The 20700-nt window shown below is 41.7% G+C and carries 31 protein-coding genes; all 31 read left to right on the top strand.

Features of this window, described 5'->3' with window-relative positions; all coding sequences use genetic code 11:
• Positions 1-17 precede the first annotated feature (17 nt).
• The 31 genes from ABD009_RS13145 (at position 18) to rplQ (ending at position 20497) form a co-directional block, all read left to right on the top strand.
• On the top strand, positions 18-1409 hold the full coding sequence (locus tag ABD009_RS13145; protein WP_343826128.1) for a Y-family DNA polymerase: 1392 nt from the start codon (positions 18-20) through the stop codon (positions 1407-1409).
• Positions 1406-4558, top strand: a complete 3153-nt coding sequence (locus ABD009_RS13140; RefSeq protein WP_343826125.1) for an error-prone DNA polymerase — start codon at positions 1406-1408, stop codon at positions 4556-4558. Before ABD009_RS13145 ends, ABD009_RS13140 begins: the two co-directional genes overlap by 4 nt.
• Positions 4559-4683: 125 nt before the next feature.
• Complete coding sequence (locus ABD009_RS13135; RefSeq protein WP_343826123.1) at positions 4684-6456, top strand: acyl-CoA dehydrogenase C-terminal domain-containing protein; 1773 nt, start codon at positions 4684-4686, stop codon at positions 6454-6456.
• A gap of 323 nt (positions 6457-6779) precedes the next feature.
• Positions 6780-7091: a 30S ribosomal protein S10 gene (gene rpsJ, locus ABD009_RS13130; RefSeq protein ID WP_105051487.1), complete on the top strand. Its 312-nt coding sequence runs from the start codon at positions 6780-6782 to the stop codon at positions 7089-7091.
• A gap of 24 nt (positions 7092-7115) precedes the next feature.
• Positions 7116-7754, top strand: coding sequence for a 50S ribosomal protein L3 (rplC, locus tag ABD009_RS13125; RefSeq protein WP_155696660.1), 639 nt, complete (start codon positions 7116-7118; stop codon positions 7752-7754).
• Positions 7755-7768: 14 nt separating this feature from the next.
• Entirely contained in the window at positions 7769-8374 is a 606-nt protein-coding gene (rplD, locus tag ABD009_RS13120) for a 50S ribosomal protein L4 (protein WP_155696658.1), read from the top strand.
• Complete coding sequence (gene rplW, locus ABD009_RS13115; RefSeq protein ID WP_155696657.1) at positions 8371-8676, top strand: 50S ribosomal protein L23; 306 nt, start codon at positions 8371-8373, stop codon at positions 8674-8676. Before rplD ends, rplW begins: the two co-directional genes overlap by 4 nt.
• 14 nt (positions 8677-8690) lie before the next feature.
• Positions 8691-9515: a 50S ribosomal protein L2 gene (gene rplB, locus ABD009_RS13110; protein ID WP_155696655.1), complete on the top strand. Its 825-nt coding sequence runs from the start codon at positions 8691-8693 to the stop codon at positions 9513-9515.
• 16 nt (positions 9516-9531) lie between these two features.
• Positions 9532-9810 carry a 30S ribosomal protein S19 gene (rpsS, locus tag ABD009_RS13105; protein ID WP_155696653.1) on the top strand — a complete coding sequence of 93 codons (279 nt, stop codon included), beginning with the start codon at positions 9532-9534 and terminating at the stop codon, positions 9808-9810.
• Between the two features lie 10 nt (positions 9811-9820).
• Positions 9821-10150: a 50S ribosomal protein L22 gene (gene rplV, locus ABD009_RS13100; RefSeq protein WP_155696651.1), complete on the top strand. Its 330-nt coding sequence runs from the start codon at positions 9821-9823 to the stop codon at positions 10148-10150.
• Between the two features lie 11 nt (positions 10151-10161).
• Entirely contained in the window at positions 10162-10866 is a 705-nt protein-coding gene (gene rpsC, locus ABD009_RS13095) for a 30S ribosomal protein S3 (RefSeq protein WP_155696649.1), read from the top strand.
• A 9-nt stretch (positions 10867-10875) separates the two neighbouring features.
• Positions 10876-11289 carry a 50S ribosomal protein L16 gene (rplP, locus tag ABD009_RS13090; protein WP_155696648.1) on the top strand — a complete coding sequence of 138 codons (414 nt, stop codon included), beginning with the start codon at positions 10876-10878 and terminating at the stop codon, positions 11287-11289.
• Positions 11289-11483 (top strand): 50S ribosomal protein L29, encoded by a 195-nt coding sequence (gene rpmC / locus ABD009_RS13085; protein WP_155696646.1) that lies wholly within the window; start codon positions 11289-11291, stop codon positions 11481-11483. Before rplP ends, rpmC begins: the two co-directional genes overlap by 1 nt.
• Positions 11483-11740: a 30S ribosomal protein S17 gene (gene rpsQ, locus ABD009_RS13080; protein ID WP_155696644.1), complete on the top strand. Its 258-nt coding sequence runs from the start codon at positions 11483-11485 to the stop codon at positions 11738-11740. The genes rpmC and rpsQ overlap by 1 nt, the downstream gene beginning before the upstream one ends.
• A 265-nt stretch (positions 11741-12005) precedes the next feature.
• The gene (gene rplN / locus ABD009_RS13075) at positions 12006-12374 is read left to right on the top strand and encodes a 50S ribosomal protein L14 (RefSeq protein WP_155696642.1); all 369 of its coding nucleotides are present in this window, start codon (positions 12006-12008) and stop codon (positions 12372-12374) included.
• 10 nt (positions 12375-12384) lie between these two features.
• Complete coding sequence (gene rplX / locus ABD009_RS13070) at positions 12385-12699, top strand: 50S ribosomal protein L24 (RefSeq protein WP_155696640.1); 315 nt, start codon at positions 12385-12387, stop codon at positions 12697-12699.
• 14 nt (positions 12700-12713) lie between these two features.
• Complete coding sequence (rplE, locus tag ABD009_RS13065) at positions 12714-13253, top strand: 50S ribosomal protein L5 (RefSeq protein ID WP_155696638.1); 540 nt, start codon at positions 12714-12716, stop codon at positions 13251-13253.
• 11 nt (positions 13254-13264) lie between these two features.
• Entirely contained in the window at positions 13265-13570 is a 306-nt protein-coding gene (gene rpsN, locus ABD009_RS13060; RefSeq protein ID WP_155696637.1) for a 30S ribosomal protein S14, read from the top strand.
• A gap of 20 nt (positions 13571-13590) precedes the next feature.
• Positions 13591-13983 (top strand): 30S ribosomal protein S8, encoded by a 393-nt coding sequence (gene rpsH, locus ABD009_RS13055; RefSeq protein WP_155696635.1) that lies wholly within the window; start codon positions 13591-13593, stop codon positions 13981-13983.
• Positions 13984-13996: 13 nt separating this feature from the next.
• Positions 13997-14530, top strand: coding sequence for a 50S ribosomal protein L6 (gene rplF / locus ABD009_RS13050; RefSeq protein ID WP_155696633.1), 534 nt, complete (start codon positions 13997-13999; stop codon positions 14528-14530).
• A gap of 9 nt (positions 14531-14539) precedes the next feature.
• Complete coding sequence (gene rplR, locus ABD009_RS13045; RefSeq protein WP_155696631.1) at positions 14540-14890, top strand: 50S ribosomal protein L18; 351 nt, start codon at positions 14540-14542, stop codon at positions 14888-14890.
• A 9-nt stretch (positions 14891-14899) separates the two neighbouring features.
• Complete coding sequence (rpsE, locus tag ABD009_RS13040) at positions 14900-15400, top strand: 30S ribosomal protein S5 (RefSeq protein ID WP_155696629.1); 501 nt, start codon at positions 14900-14902, stop codon at positions 15398-15400.
• A gap of 6 nt (positions 15401-15406) precedes the next feature.
• Entirely contained in the window at positions 15407-15589 is a 183-nt protein-coding gene (rpmD, locus tag ABD009_RS13035; protein ID WP_155696627.1) for a 50S ribosomal protein L30, read from the top strand.
• Positions 15590-15592: 3 nt separating this feature from the next.
• Positions 15593-16024 (top strand): 50S ribosomal protein L15, encoded by a 432-nt coding sequence (gene rplO / locus ABD009_RS13030; protein ID WP_155696625.1) that lies wholly within the window; start codon positions 15593-15595, stop codon positions 16022-16024.
• Positions 16025-16037: 13 nt separating this feature from the next.
• Positions 16038-17396: a preprotein translocase subunit SecY gene (gene secY, locus ABD009_RS13025; RefSeq protein WP_155696623.1), complete on the top strand. Its 1359-nt coding sequence runs from the start codon at positions 16038-16040 to the stop codon at positions 17394-17396.
• A 17-nt stretch (positions 17397-17413) separates the two neighbouring features.
• A complete protein-coding gene (gene rpmJ, locus ABD009_RS13020; protein ID WP_105051509.1) occupies positions 17414-17527 on the top strand; it encodes a 50S ribosomal protein L36 in 114 nt (37 codons plus the stop codon).
• A gap of 112 nt (positions 17528-17639) precedes the next feature.
• Positions 17640-17996, top strand: coding sequence for a 30S ribosomal protein S13 (rpsM, locus tag ABD009_RS13015; protein ID WP_330997821.1), 357 nt, complete (start codon positions 17640-17642; stop codon positions 17994-17996).
• 16 nt (positions 17997-18012) lie between these two features.
• The gene (gene rpsK / locus ABD009_RS13010) at positions 18013-18402 is read left to right on the top strand and encodes a 30S ribosomal protein S11 (RefSeq protein WP_155696621.1); all 390 of its coding nucleotides are present in this window, start codon (positions 18013-18015) and stop codon (positions 18400-18402) included.
• A gap of 22 nt (positions 18403-18424) precedes the next feature.
• On the top strand, positions 18425-19045 hold the full coding sequence (gene rpsD / locus ABD009_RS13005; RefSeq protein WP_155696619.1) for a 30S ribosomal protein S4: 621 nt from the start codon (positions 18425-18427) through the stop codon (positions 19043-19045).
• Between the two features lie 24 nt (positions 19046-19069).
• Positions 19070-20062, top strand: coding sequence for a DNA-directed RNA polymerase subunit alpha (locus ABD009_RS13000; protein WP_343826092.1), 993 nt, complete (start codon positions 19070-19072; stop codon positions 20060-20062).
• A gap of 33 nt (positions 20063-20095) precedes the next feature.
• Entirely contained in the window at positions 20096-20497 is a 402-nt protein-coding gene (gene rplQ, locus ABD009_RS12995) for a 50S ribosomal protein L17 (RefSeq protein ID WP_155696616.1), read from the top strand.
• Positions 20498-20700 lie beyond the last annotated feature (203 nt).

The following is a 20700-nucleotide window of genomic DNA, read 5'->3' as shown; positions in this document are numbered from 1 at the left end:
TTATGTTATGGCTATATTTGAATTTTGACTCTCTGCAATTAGAAGCTTTAGAGACTTCTAAAGACACAGCCGTCATTATAGTCGACCCTTTTTCTAACCAAGTTACTCAAGCAAATCAGGTAGCACTGACATCAGGTATAAAGCTGAATATGGGCTTAGCGATGGCTATTTCAATAACCTCGAATATTGAGGTTGTAGAGTATAAGGAAAAGATAGAACAGGAAAGCTTAACGAACATTGCGAATATGCTCTACCGGTATACTGCAGACATAAGTTTAGATGCTCCGCAAGGTATGTTCCTTCGGATTGATAACATGCTTAGACTGTATGAAAATTTAAGTGCTTATTGGTCTACCATAATAGCTCAACTAAATAATTTAGGCTTTAGTTACTCATATGGGGCGGCTCCCATAGCATTGAGTGCCAAATTGATAGCCTTATCCAAACATAATACGTTATATGACCAAAGTGTATTGGCTCAGCAATATATCAATAGTCTACCAACTGACTACTTAGAATTAACCAAAGCACAAAAAGAGCAATTTCACCGAGTTGGATTTAAGCGAATAGGGGATGTATTAGCGATTCCATTAAAGTCTTTATCAAAGCGGTTCGACTTGTCGGTATTCACTTACTTAGGGCAATTGTCTGGTCAAACTAAGTTTCCAATGAATTTGTTCAGTCCAACACTCCATTATAAACGCACTCTGGAGTTACTGTTTGAAATCTCCAATGCAAATATACTAATTAACCCAATAAATAAGTTACTAAAAGAGTTAGAGCTATTTTTTAGAAATAGAAACTTATTATCTAGCCAATTGAAGTTCACATTTTTATACAGACATAACAGTGGGTTAACCATTAACGTCATCGCTGCTGGAGGCGAATATAAAGCTAGCGTTTGGTTACGATTAATTAAGTTGCAATTAGAGTCCGTTAAATTATTGGAACCAGCCGTTACTATCTCTTTAGAGTGCGTAGGGCTAGAACCTCAACAAAGCCGGACCAAAGATATTTTCAGCGACAAAATGAGTCAACTCGAATCCACTCAATTACATAACAAGCTGATAGCAAAGCTCTCTACGGGAAAGGTAACTCGGCCAACATTCATCGATTCGATTAATCCAGAGTTAGTAACGAAACTAAACACGGATCTGTGCACAAAAAACAGTAACCTACTTGTTAACCACGAAACCGCTATGCAAAGACCTAGTTTTATACAAGCAAAGGCATCAAAGTTAGTAGAGCCAGTAAAGGCGTTACATGGACCTGAGCGTATATTAACGGGCTGGTGGGATGGTAAATCTATTTATCGAGATTACTTCATCGCACAAAACTCACAAGGGCAATGGTTATGGATTTATCGCACACCTAAACAAGAGTGGTTTGTGCAAGGTTGGTTCGCATGAGCCAACAACAAGCCTGCCAAGAGGGCGGTTATGCGGAACTAAGTTGTTTTTCCAACTTCACCTTTTTAAAAGGAGCCTCTTCTCCGGAAGAGTTGATAGAGCAATCGTGTCAGTTAGGTTATAGCGCTTTAGCAATAACCGATGAATGCTCTGTTGCTGGAGTGGTTAGAGCTTATTCGCATGTAAAAAAAGAAGATTTAAACATAAAGCTAATAGTAGGGAGTCAGTTTGAGTATCAAAATAACATTCAACTCACGCTATTGTGCCCAAATAGAAAAGCCTATGCTGAGCTCTGTCGAATCATAACGAATGCCAGGCGTCGATGTGATAAAGGCGAGTATGAGCTTAACCTTTGGGATCTAAAGTCAATTCGTGAGTGCATCATTCTTTGGCATGCTAGCGGTGACCTTAACAAAGACGAAACTAACTTAACTTGGTTAAAAGGACTTAATAAGTTTATTCCTAAAAAGTTATATATAGGAATGACCAGAAAGCTAACAAACAGAGAGCATTGTTATATTCACAACTGTGAAGAGGTTGCTACACGCCATCAGCTACCAATAGTTGCTTGTGGGCAAGTACTAATGCACTGCATCACTAGGCTTCCTTTACAACATGTATTAACAGCGATTAAGCAAGGCACACAAGTTAACAACATTGGCAGAAAAGCCCTCACTAATGCCGAGCAATCGTTAAGGCCTATCTCTAAGTTACAAACACTATATAAAAAACAATACTTAGATATATCTTTGGAAATAGCGGATCTCTGTACATTTGATTTAGGCGAACTGAGGTATGAATATCCATCGGAGTTAATACCGTCTCAGTTATCACCTTCGGAATATCTAAAAGAACTAGTTAATAAAGGTAAAAAGTATCGATTTCCTAAAGGCGTACCAGTTGATATAGAAGTGTTAATAGAGAAGGAGCTAAAGCTTATTCATGAAATGGAATATGAACACTTTTTTATTACAATTTACGATATTGTTCAGTATGCCAAAACGCAGAATATTCTTTATCAAGGGCGAGGTTCAGCGGCAAATTCTGTGGTTTGTTTTTGTTTAGAGATCACGGCGGTAGACCCATCACAAATAAATGTTTTATTTGAACGCTTTATATCAAAAGAACGAAATGAGCCACCAGACATTGATGTTGATTTTGAGCATCAGCGCCGAGAAGAAATCTATCAGTACATATATGAAAAGTATGGCCGGAAACACGCAGCACTAGCAGCAACGGTAGTGACCTATAGAACCAAGAGTGCCATAAGAGAGGTGGGTAAAGCATTAGGTTATGAAGAGCTTCAGCTAGACTTCTTTATAAAGAATATAAATAGAAGAGATGCAGCGGAACCATGGTTTTCTCAAATTTCTACTTTAGGTTTATCCATAGACTCTAGTAAAGCTCAGCAACTTATTTCATTAGTAGAACAAATTAAAGGTTTTCCTCGGCATTTATCCCAACATGTCGGTGGGTTTATTATTTCCTCTGGCCCTTTACATGAATTAGTGCCGGTAGAAAATGCAGCCATGGATAACCGCACCGTTATTCAATGGGATAAAGATGATTTAGAAACGTTAGCACTACTAAAAGTTGATGTACTGGCTTTAGGTATGTTGAGTGCGATTCGAAAGTCTTTTGAGTATATTGAAAGCTTCTATAATACAAAACTAAGTATTGCTGATATTACCGCTGGTGGTGATGATCAGGATGTATACCAGATGATATCAGCCGCGGATACAGTAGGGGTCTTTCAAATTGAATCAAGAGCCCAAATGAGTATGTTACCTCGGTTAAAACCAGCTACCTATTACGACTTGGTTATACAGATAGCCATTGTAAGGCCTGGTCCTATACAAGGTGGAATGGTTCACCCTTACTTGCGTAGACGTGATGGTTTAGAGCCAATAACTTACCCTTCAGAAGACGTTGAGTCGGTACTATCGAGAACTTTAGGTGTACCAATATTTCAAGAGCAGGTCATTAAGCTTGCGATGGTTGCAGCGGGCTTTTCTGGTGGAGAAGCAGATCAGTTACGACGCGCCATGGGCAAGTGGAAAAAGAATGGAGAGATAGAAAAGTTTCGCATCAAGCTCATTAACGGTATGTCAAAAAGAGGGTATACGGAAGAATATGCTGAGCGTATCTTTCAACAAATCTGTGGATTCGGAGAGTATGGTTTTCCAGAGTCGCATTCTGCAAGCTTTGCTGTGTTGGCCTATGTTTCATCTTGGCTAAAGCACTATTACCCTGCTGCATTTTATTGTGGTCTTTTGAATAGTTTACCAATGGGTTTTTATGGCCCATCTCAGTTACTACAAGATGCTAGCAGGCACGGTGTAGACATACTCCCTATTTGTATTAATGCTTCTTGTTGGGATCATCAATTGGTAATAACCGAAGGTGAAGTAAAGCTAAGGCTAGGTTTCCGACTTATTAAAGGCCTTTCTGAGAGTTCGGTTAATTTGATAATCACCTCTAAAGCAAAACATGAGGACGGTTTTACACACTTAAACCAAATAACAAGTAGTGGTTTAAATAAACGAGACTTACAACTATTAGCTAGTGCTAATGCGTTTGCCATGATTAGTGGAGACCGTTACACAACGAGGTGGTCATTAATGGATATGGAAGCCGAATTACCGCTATTTAAAAATATCGATGAGGGCTCAACACCCCATCAGGAATTAGACTTAGACAGTTACACTAAACACATTGTTAAAACACCAACAAAAGTTGAATCAATGCTAGAAGACTATGCCGCTACTAATATTAGTATTCACTCCCATCCAATCCAGCTATTAAGAGAAAACGGGTTACTTGGAAAGTATACAGCAGCTGAGGATTTAATATCATGTAGGCATAAATCTGTTGTAACTGTAGTGGGCCTGGTTACTGGAAGGCAAAGTCCCGGAACTGCTGGTGGTGTCACATTTGTTACATTAGAAGATGATACTGGCAGTTCTAATGTTGTTATTTGGGTCGCAACTGCTCGAGCACAGAAAAAATCGTTTTTAACGTCTAAACTACTCAAAGTACAAGGGGTTGTGGAGCGTGAAGGGAAAGTGATTCATGTAATAGCGGGAAAGCTAATAGACTTGAGTGATGAGCTTCAGGAACTTGAAATAAAAAGTAGAGACTTTCATTAATGCTCACAATTAAAACCATTTATAAACAATTAACGTATGTTTGATGGATATTAGGTAGTTTGAACCCTGTTTTATCGGGATTAATGTTGTATAGTTCAGCACAGGTAAATGAATAAGAGAGAATTATGAGTCAGTATAATGCACCACTAAATGATATGAACTTTTTGTTATTTAACACTTTTAAAGTTCAAGACTTTTGGCAAAACACACCAGAATTAGCAGAGTCGATAGATGTAGAAACGGCTAGCGCGATATTAGCAGAAAGCGCAAAAGTAACAGAAGAAGCAATAGCGCCGTTTAGTAGAGCTGCGGATGAAGTAGGCGTGTTATTTTCTGAAGGTAATGTAACGACTCCTGATTCGTATAAAAATGCTTATAACGTTGTAGCAGAAGGTGGTTGGATTGGCCTAGCCGGTAATCCTGACTTTGGTGGCATGGGAATGCCAAAAACTATCACTGCTATGCATGAAGAGATGATGTGTTCAGCTGACCTTGCTTTTGCTTTGTATCCAGGTTTAACCGCTGGTGCTTGTTTAGCTATTAATGCACACGCATCTGAAGAGCTTAAAGAGCTTTACCTTCCAAATATGTATTCTGGTCAGTGGACTGGCTCTATGTGTTTAACAGAAGCACACGCTGGTACTGATCTCGGCTTAATCAAGACAAAAGCAATACCACAAGAAGATGGCAGCTACGACATAACGGGTAGCAAGATATTTATTTCTGGCGGCGAGCATGACTTAACCGAAAATATTGTCCACCTAGTGCTAGCTAAATTACCGGATGCACCTGCTGGTTCTCGTGGTATATCGTTATTTTTAGTGCCTAAAATTAATATCGATTCTCAAGGCGCTTTAACGACTCCGAATGCAGTTTCTTGCGGTTCTATTGAACACAAGATGGGCATTCATACTAGCGCTACTTGTGTTATTAACTTTGATGGCGCTAAAGGCTATTTAGTTGGTGAAGTAAACAAGGGGTTAGCTGCTATGTTTACCATGATGAATTACGAAAGACTTTTAGTTGGTCTTCAAGGATTAGGAGCCGCAGAACGCTCTTATCAAAATGCAAAACTTTACGCCATGGATAGAGGTCAGGGTAAAGGTGCAGAAAGAATGACGGACAAAGACTGCGATCCTATAATTGTTCACCCAGATGTACGACGCATGCTACTTAATATGCGAGCTATGAATGAAGCAGCTCGAGCTTTTGGTACTTACGTATCTGTGCAACTAGATGTTTCTAAGTTCAGCCAAGATAAAGAAACAGCGAAACTCGCTAACGCTAAGGCTCAATTATTAACTCCAATAGCAAAAGCATTTGTTACCGACACAAGCCTAGATGGCTGTGTAGCAGGACAGCAAGTTCTCGGTGGGCACGGCTATGTTCGTGAGTGGGGACAAGAGCAACTAGTAAGAGATTGTCGCATTACACAGATATACGAGGGCACTAACGGAGTTCAAGCTCTTGACTTGATGGGTCGTAAAGTTGCAATGGATGGCGGTCAAACACTTAACCTGTTAATTGATGAAATTTTAGAATTCAGCCTTGAAAACCAAAGCGTAAATGGCTCAATGATGAAGCAGCTAAACGATAGCGCTTTACTATTAAGAGAAGTTACAGCAACTGTATTGGAAGAAGCCAAAGGTGACAAAAACGCAATAGGTGCAGCATCAGTAGATTTCTTACATTTATGCGGATATGTATTTTATGCATATATGTGGGCGAAAATGGTTGTGGCTGTTGAAGATGAAAGTATTGATGAAGTAACGACAACGAGTAAACAGAAAACAGCGACTTACTTCTTTGCTAGAGTATTACCTAGAATACATTCACTTAAGCAACAAATTGAGTCCGGTGCGGAGTTATTATTCGACTTCACCGCTGACGAAGTTTAATTAGTACATATATTAAACACTTAGCGGCATGTCCATACAGACAGCCGCTTTGGCTTAATTTATTCAGAAATAAGTGTTGTATTTATACTCAATTTATATATAATGCGCTCTCTCGAATTTTCCGTAAGGATTCTTTTGAGACAAACCGAAATATTTAAGATGCTCTTTTATCGGTTTGAAAGCTAACAATTAGTTAGCAGATATACAGGGGCTCCAATTGTGAGTCCAATTAATAGATAAGAAAGCTTCGCTTATGTCCAATAAAATGGGGGTAGTGCGATGTTTTTTTATGCTCTTTCTAAAATGCTCTTTTGAGGTATAAAATGAACAGTCAACGTATTCGTATCCGATTGAAAGCGTTCGACCATCGTCTAATCGATGCGTCAACACAAGAAATCGTTGAAACGGCAAAGCGTACAGGCGCGCAGGTTCGTGGTCCTATTCCACTACCTACTCGCAAAGAACGCTTCACTATATTGGTATCTCCACACGTAAATAAAGATGCGCGTGACCAATATGAAATTCGTACGCACAAGCGTTTAATCGACATTGTTGAGCCAACAGAAAAAACTGTTGATGCTCTTATGCGTTTAGATCTTGCCGCTGGTGTAGATGTTCAGATCAGTCTGGGTTAATCGAGAGATTAAAGGGGTTTCAAAATGACTATTGGTCTAGTCGGACGTAAAGTGGGAATGACACGTATCTTCACAGAAGATGGTGTATCAATTCCAGTTACAGTGATTGAAGCGACACCTAACCGTGTTACTCAAATCCGTAACGAAGAAACCGACGGTTACCGCGCACTTCAAGTGACTGCAGGCACTAAGAAAGCGAACCGCGTTACTAAGGCAGAAGCTGGACACTTTGCGAAAGCAGGTGTTGAAGCTGGTCGTGGTATGTGGGAATTTCGCTTAGCTGCAAATGAAGGCGAAGGTATCGAAGTTGGTAGCGATATTACTGTAGAAGTATTTAATGACGCTAAATTGGTTGACGTAACTGGTACGTCAAAAGGTAAAGGTTTCCAAGGTGGTGTTAAGCGCTGGAATTTCAGCATGCAAGACGCAACTCATGGTAACTCTCTTTCTCACCGTGCTCCTGGTTCTATTGGTCAAAACCAAACACCAGGTCGTGTATTTAAAGGTAAGAAGATGGCCGGCCAAATGGGTAACGTACGTACTACAACTCAAAATCTTGAGTTAGTGCGCGTTGACGCAGAGCGTAATTTACTTCTAGTTAAAGGCGCGGTACCAGGTTCAATTGGCGGCGACGTCATCATTAAACCTGCTATTAAAGCGTAATCCGGAGAATAGTGATGAAATTAGATTTTACAGGCGCAACAGGCGCTGTTGAAGTTTCAGAAGCTACTTTCGGACGTGAGTTCAATGAAGCATTAGTTCACCAGGTAGTTACTGCATACGCTGCAGGCGCTCGCCAGGGTTCTAGAGCTCAAAAAACTCGCTCAGAAGTTAGCGGTGGTGGTAAGAAGCCATGGCGTCAAAAGGGCACTGGTCGTGCTCGTGCCGGTACTATTCGTAGTCCTATCTGGCGTTCTGGTGGCGTAACATTCGCTGCTAAGCCACAGGATCATTCACAAAAAGTGAATAAGAAAATGTACCGTGGTGCTATTCAAAGCATTCTTTCTGAGTTAGTTCGTCAAGAGCGTTTCGTGGTAGTTGACAACTTTGAAGTTGAAACTCCAAAAACTAAAGCACTAGCTGCTAAGTTAAATGAAATGAGCTTAAAAGACGTATTGATCATTACTGAAGAAGTATCTGAGAACTTGTTCTTATCAGCTCGCAACTTATATAAAGTTGACGTTCGTGATGCGGCAACAATCGACCCAGTTAGTTTAATTGCGTTCGATAAAGTATTGGTAACTGCTGGTGCAGTTAAACAAATTGAGGAGATGCTAGCATGATAAGCGAAGAACGTTTGTTAAAAGTATTAGTAGCTCCACATGTTTCTGAAAAGACCACTTTAGCATCTGAAGCTAACAACACGTTAGTATTCAAAGTTGCTGTTGACGCTACTAAAGAAGAAATTAAAGCTGCTGTTGAAAAACTTTTCGAAGTTGAAGTTAAGCGAGTTAACTCTCTTAACGTTAAAGGTAAGGCAAAACGTACTGGTGCTCGCATGGGTCGTCGTAAGAATTGGAAAAAAGCTTACGTAACTCTTGCAGACGGTCAAAGCCTTGATCTTGAAGACGGCGCAGCAGAGTAATTGGAGAGTAAAAAATGGCTCTAGTAAAATGTAAACCAACATCTGCTGGTCGTCGTCATATGACGAAAGTAGTTAACACTGACTTGCATAAAGGCGCACCATACGCACCACTTTTAGAGAAAAAATCTAAATCTGGTGGTCGTAATAACAATGGTCGCATTACTGTTCGTCACATCGGTGGTGGTCACAAGCAACACTATCGTTTGGTTGACTTCAAACGTAATAAAGACGGTATTCCGGCAACAGTTGAACGTTTGGAATATGATCCAAACCGAAGCGCAAACATCGCGTTAGTTCTTTATGCAGACGGTGAACGTAAGTACATCATTGCACCTAAAGGCCTAAAAGCTGGTGATCAGATTATGTCTGGTATCAATGCACCTATCAAAGCTGGTAATGCTATGCCTATGCGTAACATGCCTGTAGGTAGTACTGTACACAATGTTGAGCTTAAGCCTGGTAAAGGCGCTCAGATTGCTCGTTCAGCTGGTGCATATGTGCAAATATTAGCACGTGACGGTCAATACGTTACTCTACGTCTTCGCTCTGGCGAAATGCGTAAAGTTCTTTCTGATTGTCGTGCGACTTTAGGTGAAGTAGGTAATGCTGAACATATGCTTCGTCAGCTTGGTAAAGCTGGTGCAAGCAGATGGCGTGGTGTTCGTCCGACTGTCCGTGGTGTTGTAATGAACCCGGTTGATCACCCGCACGGTGGTGGTGAAGGTCGTACTTCTGGTGGTCGTCACCCGGTTACTCCTTGGGGTAAACCGACTAAGGGTGCTAAGACTCGTAAGAACAAACGTACTGATAAGTACATTGTTCGTCGTCGTAATAAATAATTAGTGAGGTAATACCATGCCACGTTCTCTCAAGAAAGGTCCTTTTATTGACCTACACTTGCTGAAGAAGGTTGAAGCAGCCTTGGAAAGCGGGAACAAGAAACCAATTAAAACTTGGTCTCGTCGCTCAATGATCATTCCTGATATGATTGGATTGACCATCGCTGTCCATAATGGTCGTCAACACGTTCCTGTGTTTGTATCTGACGAAATGGTTGGCCATAAGTTAGGTGAATTTGCACCTACTCGTACGTACCGCGGTCACGCGGCTGACAAGAAAGCTAAGAAGAAGTAAGGAGTAAATAATGGAAGCAATAGCTAAACATCGTTTCGCCCGCACTTCTCCACAGAAGGCTCGCTTGGTAGCTGACCAGATTCGTGGTCTACCAGTCGACAAGGCGTTAGACGTATTAAATTTCAGCAATAAAAAAGCTGCTGTTTTGGTGAAGAAAGTTCTTGAGTCTGCAATTGCAAATGCTGAGCATAATGAAGGCGCAGACATCGACGAACTTAAAGTTGCGACAATCATGATAGACGCAGGTCCAACCATGAAACGCATTAAGACTCGTGCAAAAGGCCGCGCAGATCGCGTTCTTAAGCGCTCTTCACACATTACTGTTGTAGTAGCGGACTAGGAGATTTACTAATGGGTCAAAAAGTACATCCTACGGGGATTCGCCTAGGTATCACTAAACCATGGGTTGCTACCTGGTACGCGAATACAAAAGATTACGCAAGTCACTTAAATGGCGATATCAAAGTTCGTCAATACTTGACTAAAGAATTAAAAAACGCTTCAGTTTCAAAGATTACGATTGAACGTCCAGCTAAATCTATCAAAGTTACTATTCACACGGCTCGTCCGGGTGTTGTAATTGGTAAAAAAGGCGCAGACGTTGAAAAACTTCGTAACGTTGTAGCGAAATTGACAGGCGTACCTGCTCAAATCAACATCGCAGAGATTCGCAAGCCTGAGTTAGATGCACAGCTAGTAGCTGAAAGCATTTCTAGCCAGCTTGAGCGTCGTGTTATGTTCCGTCGTGCTATGAAGCGCGCGGTACAAAACGCAATGCGTGTTGGTGCAAAGGGTATCAAAGTTGAAGTAAGCGGTCGTTTGGGCGGAGCAGAAATTGCACGTTCAGAATGGTATCGTGAAGGTCGTGTACCACTACACACTTTACGTGCAGATATCGACTATGCAACTTCTGAAGCATTAACTACTTACGGCATCATCGGTGTGAAAGTATGGATCTTTAAAGGTGAAGTACTTGGTGGTTTCGGTTCTATCTCTCAAGAGGAACCAAAACAACCTAAACCAGCGAAGAAGCGTCGTAGCAAAAGCGCTAAGTAGGAGTAGACGATGTTACAACCAAAACGTACAAAATTCCGTAAGCAGCATAAAGGCCGCAACCGTGGTCTAGCTCAGAACGGTAACAAGGTTAGCTTTGGTACTTTCGGCCTTAAGGCTACTGGCCGTGGTCGTATGACTGCACGTCAAATCGAAGCAGCTCGTCGTGCAATGACACGTCACGTAAAACGTCAAGGTCAAATTTGGATCCGTGTGTTCCCTGACAAACCAATTACGGCTAAGCCGTTAGAAGTTCGTCAAGGTAAAGGTAAAGGTAATGTTGAATATTGGGTTGCTGAAATTCAACCTGGTAAAGTACTTTACGAAATGGACGGTGTAGCAGAAGAATTGGCACGTGAAGCGTTCCGCCTAGCGGCTCGTAAACTGCCATTCAAAACCACTTTTGTAACTAGAACGGTGATGTAATGAAAGCTAGCGATCTTAAAGATAAAACTGTAGAAGAGCTAAGAGCTGAACTACTAGGTTTGTTACGTGAGCAATTTAACTTGCGCATGCAACAATCTTCTGGCCAACTAGCTCAAACACATTTACTGCGTCAAGTACGTCGCAACATTGCGCGTGTTAAAACAGTAATTGCACAAAACAAGGCAGGTGCGTAATGAGCGAAAATATCCGTACATTACAAGGCCGCGTAGTTAGCGACAAGATGGAGAAATCTATCGTTGTTACTATCGAACGCAAGGTAAAACACCCTATCTACGGTAAGTTCGTTAAGCGTACAACTAAGTTGCACGCTCACGACGAAACTAACCAATGTGGTATCGGTGACACGGTTTTAATCCGTGAATGCGCTCCAATTTCTAAGAATAAAACTTGGACTTTGGTAGACGTAATCGAAAAAGCTAAATCTCTTTAATTTATTGAAGTAATTAGCTTAAAAAACCGGAGCGAAAGCTCCGGTTTTTTATTTTTAGTTTTGTTCTTTTAGAAGATAACTATGCTGAGCAATGACTTACAATTTAATAACCGATTATTAATTAATCAGGTGTTTAATTAGGTTGTATTTCAACCATCACTTAGTTATACTTGCGCGCCCTTTTGTAGGGGGTAGTCAATAATGACTAGAAGCGGCAAGTCCGAAAGGACATTGAAGTATAAATTTAATTAGCGGAGCACTAAACATGATCCAAATGCAAACTACGTTAGATGTGGCTGATAACTCAGGCGCGCGTCGCGTACAGTGTATTAAGGTTCTTGGTGGCTCTCACCGTCGTTACGCCGGCATCGGCGACATCATTAAAGTTACTGTAAAGGAAGCAATTCCACGCGGTAAAGTTAAAAAAGGTGATGTACTTAACGCGGTGGTAGTTCGCACTAAAGCAGCGGTTCGTCGTCCAGATGGTCAAGCCATCCGTTTCGACAGTAATGCAGCTGTTATTTTGAACGCCAACTTGCAGCCAATCGGAACTCGTATTTTTGGACCTGTTACTCGCGAACTTCGCGGTGATAAGTTCATGAAGATCGTGTCATTGGCACCTGAAGTAATTTAAGGAGCTGAAAATGGCAAGCAAAATTCGTCGTGAAGATGAAATAATCGTTATTGCTGGTAAAGATAAAGGTAAAACTGGTAAAGTTTTAAAAGTTATCACTGGTACTGACAGATTAATCGTAGAAGGCGTGAACCTTATCAAGAAACACCAAAAACCTGTACCACAACTACAGCAGCCTGGTGGCATTGTTGAAAAAGAAGCGTCAATCAACGTATCAAACGTTGCGATCCTTAACCCAGAAACGGGTAAAGCTGATCGTGTAGGTTTTAAATTTGAAGACGGCAAAAAAGTTCGTATCTTCAAATCTAATGGTAAAACTATCTAATCTTGGAGTATATGATGGCGAAACTGCATGATACTTATAAAGACAGCGTAGTGCCTGAACTAGTTAAACAGTTCGGCTACACATCTGTCATGCAAGTCCCACGACTTGAAAAGATTACCCTGAACATGGGTCTGGGTGAAGCTCTAGCGGATAAAAAAGTACTAGAAGCAGCAACTTCTGACATGCAATCTATTGCTGGTCAAAAGCCTGTTGTTACTCGTGCACGTAAGTCAGTTGCTGGCTTTAAAATTCGTGAAGGCTACCCAATCGGTGCCAAGGTAACTCTACGCGGCGAGCGTATGTGGGACTTTTTAGAGCGTTTAATTACAATCGCTCTACCTCGTGTTCGTGACTTCCGTGGCTTAAATCCTAAGTCATTTGACGGTCGCGGTAACTATAGCATGGGTGTACGCGAGCAAATTATCTTCCCTGAAATCGATTTCGATAAAGTAGACAAAGTACGTGGTTTAGATATCACAATTACTACCTCTGCAAAATCGAACGAGGAAGGTCACGCTCTGTTAGCTGCTTTCAACTTCCCATTTAAAGGATAAGGTGTAGAGTTATGGCTAAGCAATCAATGAAAGCACGTGATGTAAAACGTGCCAAATTAGTTGAAAAATTCGCTGCAAAACGTGCCGATCTAAAGGCTACTATCAAAGACGTTAACACGTCTGATGATGATCGTTGGGCAGCTGTGCTTAAACTTCAAGAGCTTCCTCGTGATTCAAGCCCTGCACGTCAACGTAACCGTTGTAATGTGACAGGTCGTCCACATGGCTATTTACGTAAGTTCGGCTTAAGCCGTATTAAACTTCGTGAAGCAGCGATGCGTGGTGAAGTTCCAGGCCTTAAAAAGGCTTCTTGGTAAGAATCTGGGAGTATTGAAAGATGAGCATGCAAGATCCTATCGCGGATATGTTCACCCGCGTACGTAACGGTCAAATGTCAAACAAAGTAACCGTTGCAATGCCTTCATCAAAGTTAAAAACAGCTTTGGCTGAACTTTTGAAGAGCGAAGGTTTTATTGCTGGCTACGAAGTGTCAGGTGACGTTAAGAAAGAATTAAACGTTACACTTAAGTACTTCGAAGACAAACCAGTAATCGAAACTATCAAACGCGTTAGCCGTCCTGGTCTTCGTATATATAAGAAGACTTCAGACCTACCTAAAGTTATGGGTGGTCTAGGTATAGCTATCGTTTCTACATCAAAAGGTTTGATGACTGACCGTGCTGCACGCAAAGCGGGCATTGGCGGCGAGATCATCGGCTACGTAGCTTAATAGGAGAGTCATAATGTCTCGTGTAGCAAAAGCACCTATTAATGTTCCTGCCGGTGTTGAAATCGCCGTAAATGGTCAGGAAGTAAAAGTTAAAGGTAAAGTAGGCGAGTTAACTTTAAACGTTAACCCTGCTGTTGAAGTTGTTTTAGAAGACAACGTAGTTCGCACACTTCCTCGTGACGGTTTTGCCGACGCGTGGGCACAGGCAGGTACTGCTCGTGCAAACATTAACAACCAAGTTGTTGGTGTGAGTGCTGGTTTTGAGAAGAAGTTAGTTCTTAATGGTGTTGGTTACCGTGCTGCGGTAAAAGGCAAAGTATTAAGTCTATCTCTAGGTTTCTCTCACCCAGTAGACTTTGAAGTGCCAGCTGGTGTGACTATCGAAGCTCCATCACAAACAGAAGTTGTTGTGAAGGGTGCAAGTAAACATTTAGTTGGTCAAGTTGCAGCGAATATTCGCGCTTATCGTGAGCCAGAGCCTTATAAAGGCAAAGGTATCCGTTATAGCGATGAAATCGTTCGTCGCAAAGAGGCGAAGAAAAAGTAAGGTAAGACGATGGATAAGAAAACAGCTCGTTTACGTCGTGCCAAGCGCGCTCGCAGAACGTTTATTGAAAACGGTGTTACTCGTTTAGTAATGCACCGTACGCCTCGTCACGCTTACGCTCAGGTAATTTCTCCTGAAGGTAAGGTGTTAGCGGCGGCGTCAACTGTAGAAAAAGATATCCGCTCTGCGGTAGCTTCTACAGGTAACGTTGAAGCTGCAACTGCGGTTGGTAAAGCAGTAGCAGAACGTGCGGTAAAGAATGGCGTTGAAAAAGTGTCATTCGACCGTAGCGGTTTTAAATATCACGGCCGTGTGAAAGCGTTAGCAGACGCTGCTCGCGAAGCCGGTCTTCAGTTCTAGGAGTAGCTCATGTCTAACGTAGAAGCAAAGCAAACAGAATTCGAAGAAAAGCTTATCGCGGTAAATCGTGTATCAAAAGTAGTTAAGGGTGGTCGTATATTCTCGTTCACTGCTTTAACTGTTGTTGGTGACAAGAATGGCCGTGTAGGTTTTGGTTATGGTAAAGCGCGTGAAGTTCCAGCTGCTATTCAAAAAGCAATGGAAAAAGCGCGTCGTAACATGGTTAGTGTAGAATTAACTAATGGAACATTGCAGCACCCTATTAAGGGTCGCCACTCTGGTTCAAAAGTTTACATGCAACCAGCTTCAGAAGGTACGGGTATCATCGCAGGTGGTGCAATGCGTGCAGTATTAGAAGTAGCAGGTGTACAAAACGTACTATCTAAATGTTACGGTTCGACTAACCCAATTAACGTAGTTCGCGCTACAGTTGACGCTTTGGCAGGAATGAATTCTCCTGAACAAATCGCAGCTAAACGTGGCCTTAACGTTTCTGAAATTTTGGGGTAATAGACCATGGCTAAGAAGACGATTAAAGTAACACAAATACGTAGCTCTATCGGTCGTTTACCGAAGCATAAAGCTACATTACGTGGCTTGGGTTTACGCCGTATCAATCACACTGTTGAGTTGGAAGACACAGCATGTGTACGTGGTATGGTAAACCAAGTTCAATACATGGTTAAAGTGGAGGGGTAATCGATGCGTTTGAATACTCTATCTCCAGCACCAGGCGCTAAAACGGATAAGAAACGCGTTGGACGCGGTATCGGTTCTGGTTTAGGTAAAACTGGTGGTCGTGGACACAAAGGTCAGAAATCACGCTCAGGCGGAAGTGTTAAGCCAGGTTTTGAAGGCGGTCAAATGCCTTTACAACGTCGCTTACCGAAATTCGGTTTCACTTCTCGTAAATCGTTGGTAACTGATGAAGTAACATTGTCAGAAATTACAAAAGTTGAAGGCGACATCGTTTCTTTAGAAACTTTGAAAGCTGCAGGCCTAGTGAAGAAAGACATACTTTTCGTTAAAGTTGTTAAATCTGGCGACGTTGCACGCCCGGTAACTGTAGCTGGTCTACGTGTTACTAAAGGTGCGCAGGAAGCTATTGTTGCAGCCGGCGGAAAAGTAGAATAAGGACAAGTACATTATGGCTAAACCAGGATTAGACCTACAAAGCGGACAGACAGGCTTTGCCGAGTTAAAACAACGATTATTATTTGTTTTTTTAGCTATTGTTGTGTTTCGATTGGGTTCTTTTGTTCCAATTCCTGGGATAGATGCTGCAGTACTAGCTGAATTATTCGAACAGCAAAAGGGTACCATCGTAGAAATGTTTAACATGTTCTCCGGTGGTGCACTTGAGCGTGCTTCGGTATTAGCGTTAGGTATCATGCCATACATAACCGCATCAATTATTATGCAGTTATTGACGGTGATGCACCCTTCTTTAGCAGAGCTAAAGAAAGAAGGTGAGGCTGGTCGTAAGAAAATCAGTCAATACACTCGTTATTTCACGCTTGTATTAGCGACATTCCAGTCGTTTGGTATTGCTACTAGCTTACCGAATATGATGCCGGGATTGGTGTTAAACCCAGGACCAGGTTTCTATTTCACAGCAGTAGTAAGTTTAGTAACCGGTACCATGTTCTTAATGTGGTTAGGTGAACAAATTACTGAACGAGGTATTGGTAACGGTATTTCGATACTGATTTTTACCGGTATCGTAGCAGGGTTGCCATCTGCAATCGGTTCAACAGCTGAGCAAGCTCGTCAAGGCGAATTGCATATGTTGTTACTATTGTTGATTGCAGTTATTGTTTTCGCGGTTACATACTTTGTTGTATTCGTAGAACGTGGACAACGACGAATAGTTGTTAACTACGCAAAACGACAACAGGGTCGCCAAGTGTTTCAAGCACAAAGCTCTCATTTACCTTTAAAAGTAAATATGGCTGGCGTAATACCACCAATTTTTGCTGGTAGTATTATTATGTTCCCAAGCACTATTGCTGCTTGGTTTGGTACTGGAGAAGGTGCCGTTGCAGAATTTCTGCAACAAGTGTCTTTAACATTATCACCGGGACAACCCCTATATGTTATGTTGTACGCAGCTGCTATAATATTCTTCTGTTTTTTCTACACCGCGTTGGTTTTCAACCCGAGAGAAACAGCGGATAACTTGAAGCGCTCAGGTGCATTCATTCCAGGTATCAGACCTGGTGAGCAAACGTCGAAATACATCGATAAGGTGATGACGCGTTTGACACTGGCAGGAGCCATGTACATTACATTTGTTTGTCTTGTACCTGAGTTCATGATGATCGCTTGGAACGTCCAATTTTATTTTGGTGGCACATCGTTGTTAATCATCGTTGTTGTTGTCATGGATTTTATGGCGCAGATTCAAACACTGTTGATGTCTCATCAGTATGATTCTGTTCTTAAGAAGGCAAACCTTGCAGGAAAAGCTTTAGATAAAGCGAACCTGAAAGGCTACAGCCGTTAGATTGCGGAGTAAAAGCAATGAAAGTACGTGCTTCCGTTAAGAAGATATGTCGTAACTGTAAAGTAATTAAGCGTTCAGGTGTTGTTCGCGTAATCTGTACAGACCCTAAGCACAAGCAGCGTCAGGGTTAATACGACGTAAGTTGGGGGTGAGGAAGTTTTCCTCACCCATATTTACAAATGGTCAAAGGTCGAGTATCCTAACGGGCTTTTCGATTGACCCAAAACTATAGGAGATGTGTTAGTGGCCCGTATCGCTGGCATTAACATTTCCGATCGTAAACACTCAGTAATCGCTCTTACAGCGATTTTCGGTATCGGTAAAACACGTTCAAAAGCAATTTTAGCGTCTACTGGTATCGCGGAAGATACGAAAATCGGAACATTATCTGAACAAGATTTAGATAAATTACGTGAAGAAGTTGGCAAGTACACTGTAGAAGGTGACCTTCGCCGTGAAGTAACTTTAAATATTAAACGTTTAATGGATTTAGGTTGTAACCGTGGCATGCGCCACCGTCGCAGTCTTCCTCTACGTGGTCAGCGCACTAAAACTAATGCGCGTACCCGTAAAGGTCCACGTAAACCTATTACTAAATAAGGCGAGGTAGCAAGAAATGGCAAAAGCTCCAACTCGTTCACGTAAAAAAGTAAAAAAGCAGGTTGCTGATGGTATGGCTCATATCCATGCGTCTTTCAACAACACAATCGTTACATTAACCGACCGTCAAGGCAATGCATTGTCTTGGGCTACTGCAGGTGGTTCTGGTTTCCGTGGTTCACGTAAATCAACACCATTCGCTGCACAGGTAGCGGCTGAACGCGCAGGCGAAGCAGCAAAAGAGTACGGTTTGAAGAATATTGAAGTGTTCGTCAAGGGACCTGGTCCTGGTCGTGAATCTGCAATCCGCGCATTAAATGCTGTGGGTTACAAGATCACTAACATTACTGACGTTACACCTATTCCTCATAACGGTTGTCGTCCGCCTAAGAAACGTCGTGTATAACGACTGTTAGTGGAGAAAGAACATGGCTAGATATTTGGGTCCAAAGCTAAAGCTTAGTCGTCGCGAAGGAACAGATTTGTTCCTTAAGAGTGGCGTACGTGCTATAGATACTAAATGTAAAATCGATACTGCACCAGGTCAACATGGCGCGCGTAAGCCGCGTTTGTCTGACTATGGTTTACAGCTTCGTGAGAAACAAAAAGTTCGTCGTATTTACGGTGTTTTAGAAAAACAATTCCGTAACTACTACAAAGAAGCGGCACGTCTTAAAGGTAATACTGGTGAAAACCTATTACAACTTTTAGAAAGCCGTTTAGATAACGTTGTTTATCGTATGGGTTACGCAAGTACTCGTGCGGAAGCTCGTCAGCTAGTTAGCCACAAGTCAATTGTTGTTAACGGTAGCGTAGTGAACATTCCTTCCTACAAAGTGTCTGCAGAAGACGTTGTTGCTATTCGTGAAAAATCGAAAAAGCAAGGCCGTATTGTTGCAGCTCTTGAGTTAGCTGAACAACGTGAAAAACCGACTTGGATTGACGTAGATGCGAAAGCGATGACAGGTGTTTATAAATCACACCCTGAACGCTCTGAGTTGTCTGCAGAGATTAATGAACAGTTAATTGTTGAACTTTACTCTAAGTAAAGTTGAAACATAAGAGGATATAAAATGCAGGGGTCTGTAACTGAATTCCTTAAGCCTAGGCTTGTAGACATTGAACAAGTTAGTGCAACTCGAGCAAAAGTAACGCTTGAACCTTTAGAGCGTGGCTTTGGTCACACTTTAGGTAATGCGTTACGCAGAATCTTGTTGTCATCTATGCCTGGTTGTGCGGTAACCGAAGTAGAAATCGACGGTGTCCAGCACGAATACAGTGCAAAAGAAGGTGTACAGGAAGATGTGATCGAAATATTGTTAAACCTAAAGGGTTTAGCAGTTCGCGTAGAGGGAAAGGACGAAGTAACCTTGACTTTAACTAAGTCGGGTATTGGCCCTGTTACAGCTGCTGATTTTCAGCACGATGGTGATGTAGAAATCATCAACCCTGAACACGTTATTTGTAACTTAACGAGTGAAAGCTCTGAAATTTCAATGCGTGTAAACGTGCAGCGTGGCCGTGGTTATGTTCCTGCTTCTGCGCGTGTGTCCTCAGACGAAGAAGATCGTCCAATTGGTCGCTTACTTCTAGACGCGTCTTTCAGCCCTGTTGAGCGTATTGCTTACAATGTTGAAAGTGCTCGTGTTGAACAGCGTACTGATTTAGACAAATTGATCATTGATATGGAAACGAACGGCACTTTAGATCCTGAAGAAGCTATTCGTCGCTCTTCTACTATTCTTGCTGAGCAACTGGAAGCATTCGTAGATTTACGTGATGTTACAGAAGTAGCGCAAGAAGAAGAGAAACCAGAATTTGATCCAATTCTATTACGTCCAGTAGACGATCTAGAATTGACTGTTCGCTCAGCCAACTGTTTGAAGGCTGAACAAGTACAATATATCGGTGATTTAGTACAGCGTACTGAGGTTGAGTTATTAAAAACTCCTAATCTTGGTAAGAAGTCTCTAACGGAAATCAAAGACGTTTTAGCGTCTCGTGGTTTATCACTAGGCATGCGCCTAGAGAACTGGCCACCGGCTAGTCTGTTAGATAACGACTAAATTTTTAAACGAATTAGTTAGAAGGAAAAGCTCATGCGCCATCGTAAGAGTGGTCGTCAATTAAACCGCAACAGCAGTCATCGTCAAGCGATGTTCCGTAATATGGCGGGTTCATTGGTGAAGCATGAAATCATCAAGACAACTTTGCCTAAGGCGAAAGAATTACGTCGTGTTATTGAACCATTGATCACAATGGCTAAATCTGACAGCGTAGCAAATCGTCGCTTAGCATTCGCTCGTACGAGAGATGCTGAAGTAGTTGGTAAATTATTTACTGACTTAGGTCAACGTTACAATGAACGTCCAGGTGGATACACTAGAATTATCAAGTGTGGATACCGTACTGGTGATAAAGCACCAATGGCGTACATTGAACTGGTTGGTAGACCAGAACTTGATGCAGATGCTGAAGTAGTTGAAGCTACTGAAGAGTAATTGAAAAGGCCGGGTTTACCCGGCTTTTTTACATTATTAAGAAAAGAAGGTTGTTTTTAGCAATCTTCTTTTTTTATACTTATCTACTTATCTACTTATCTACTTATCTACTTATCTACTTATCTACTTATCTACTTATCTACTTATCTACTTATCTACTTATCTACTTATCTACTTATCTACTTATCTACTTATCTACTTAT

The sequence above is a fragment of the Psychrosphaera haliotis genome (assembly GCF_039523615.1).
GTDB lineage: Bacteria > Pseudomonadota > Gammaproteobacteria > Enterobacterales > Alteromonadaceae > Psychrosphaera > Psychrosphaera haliotis.
This window is presented reverse-complemented; position numbering and strand designations above follow the sequence as displayed.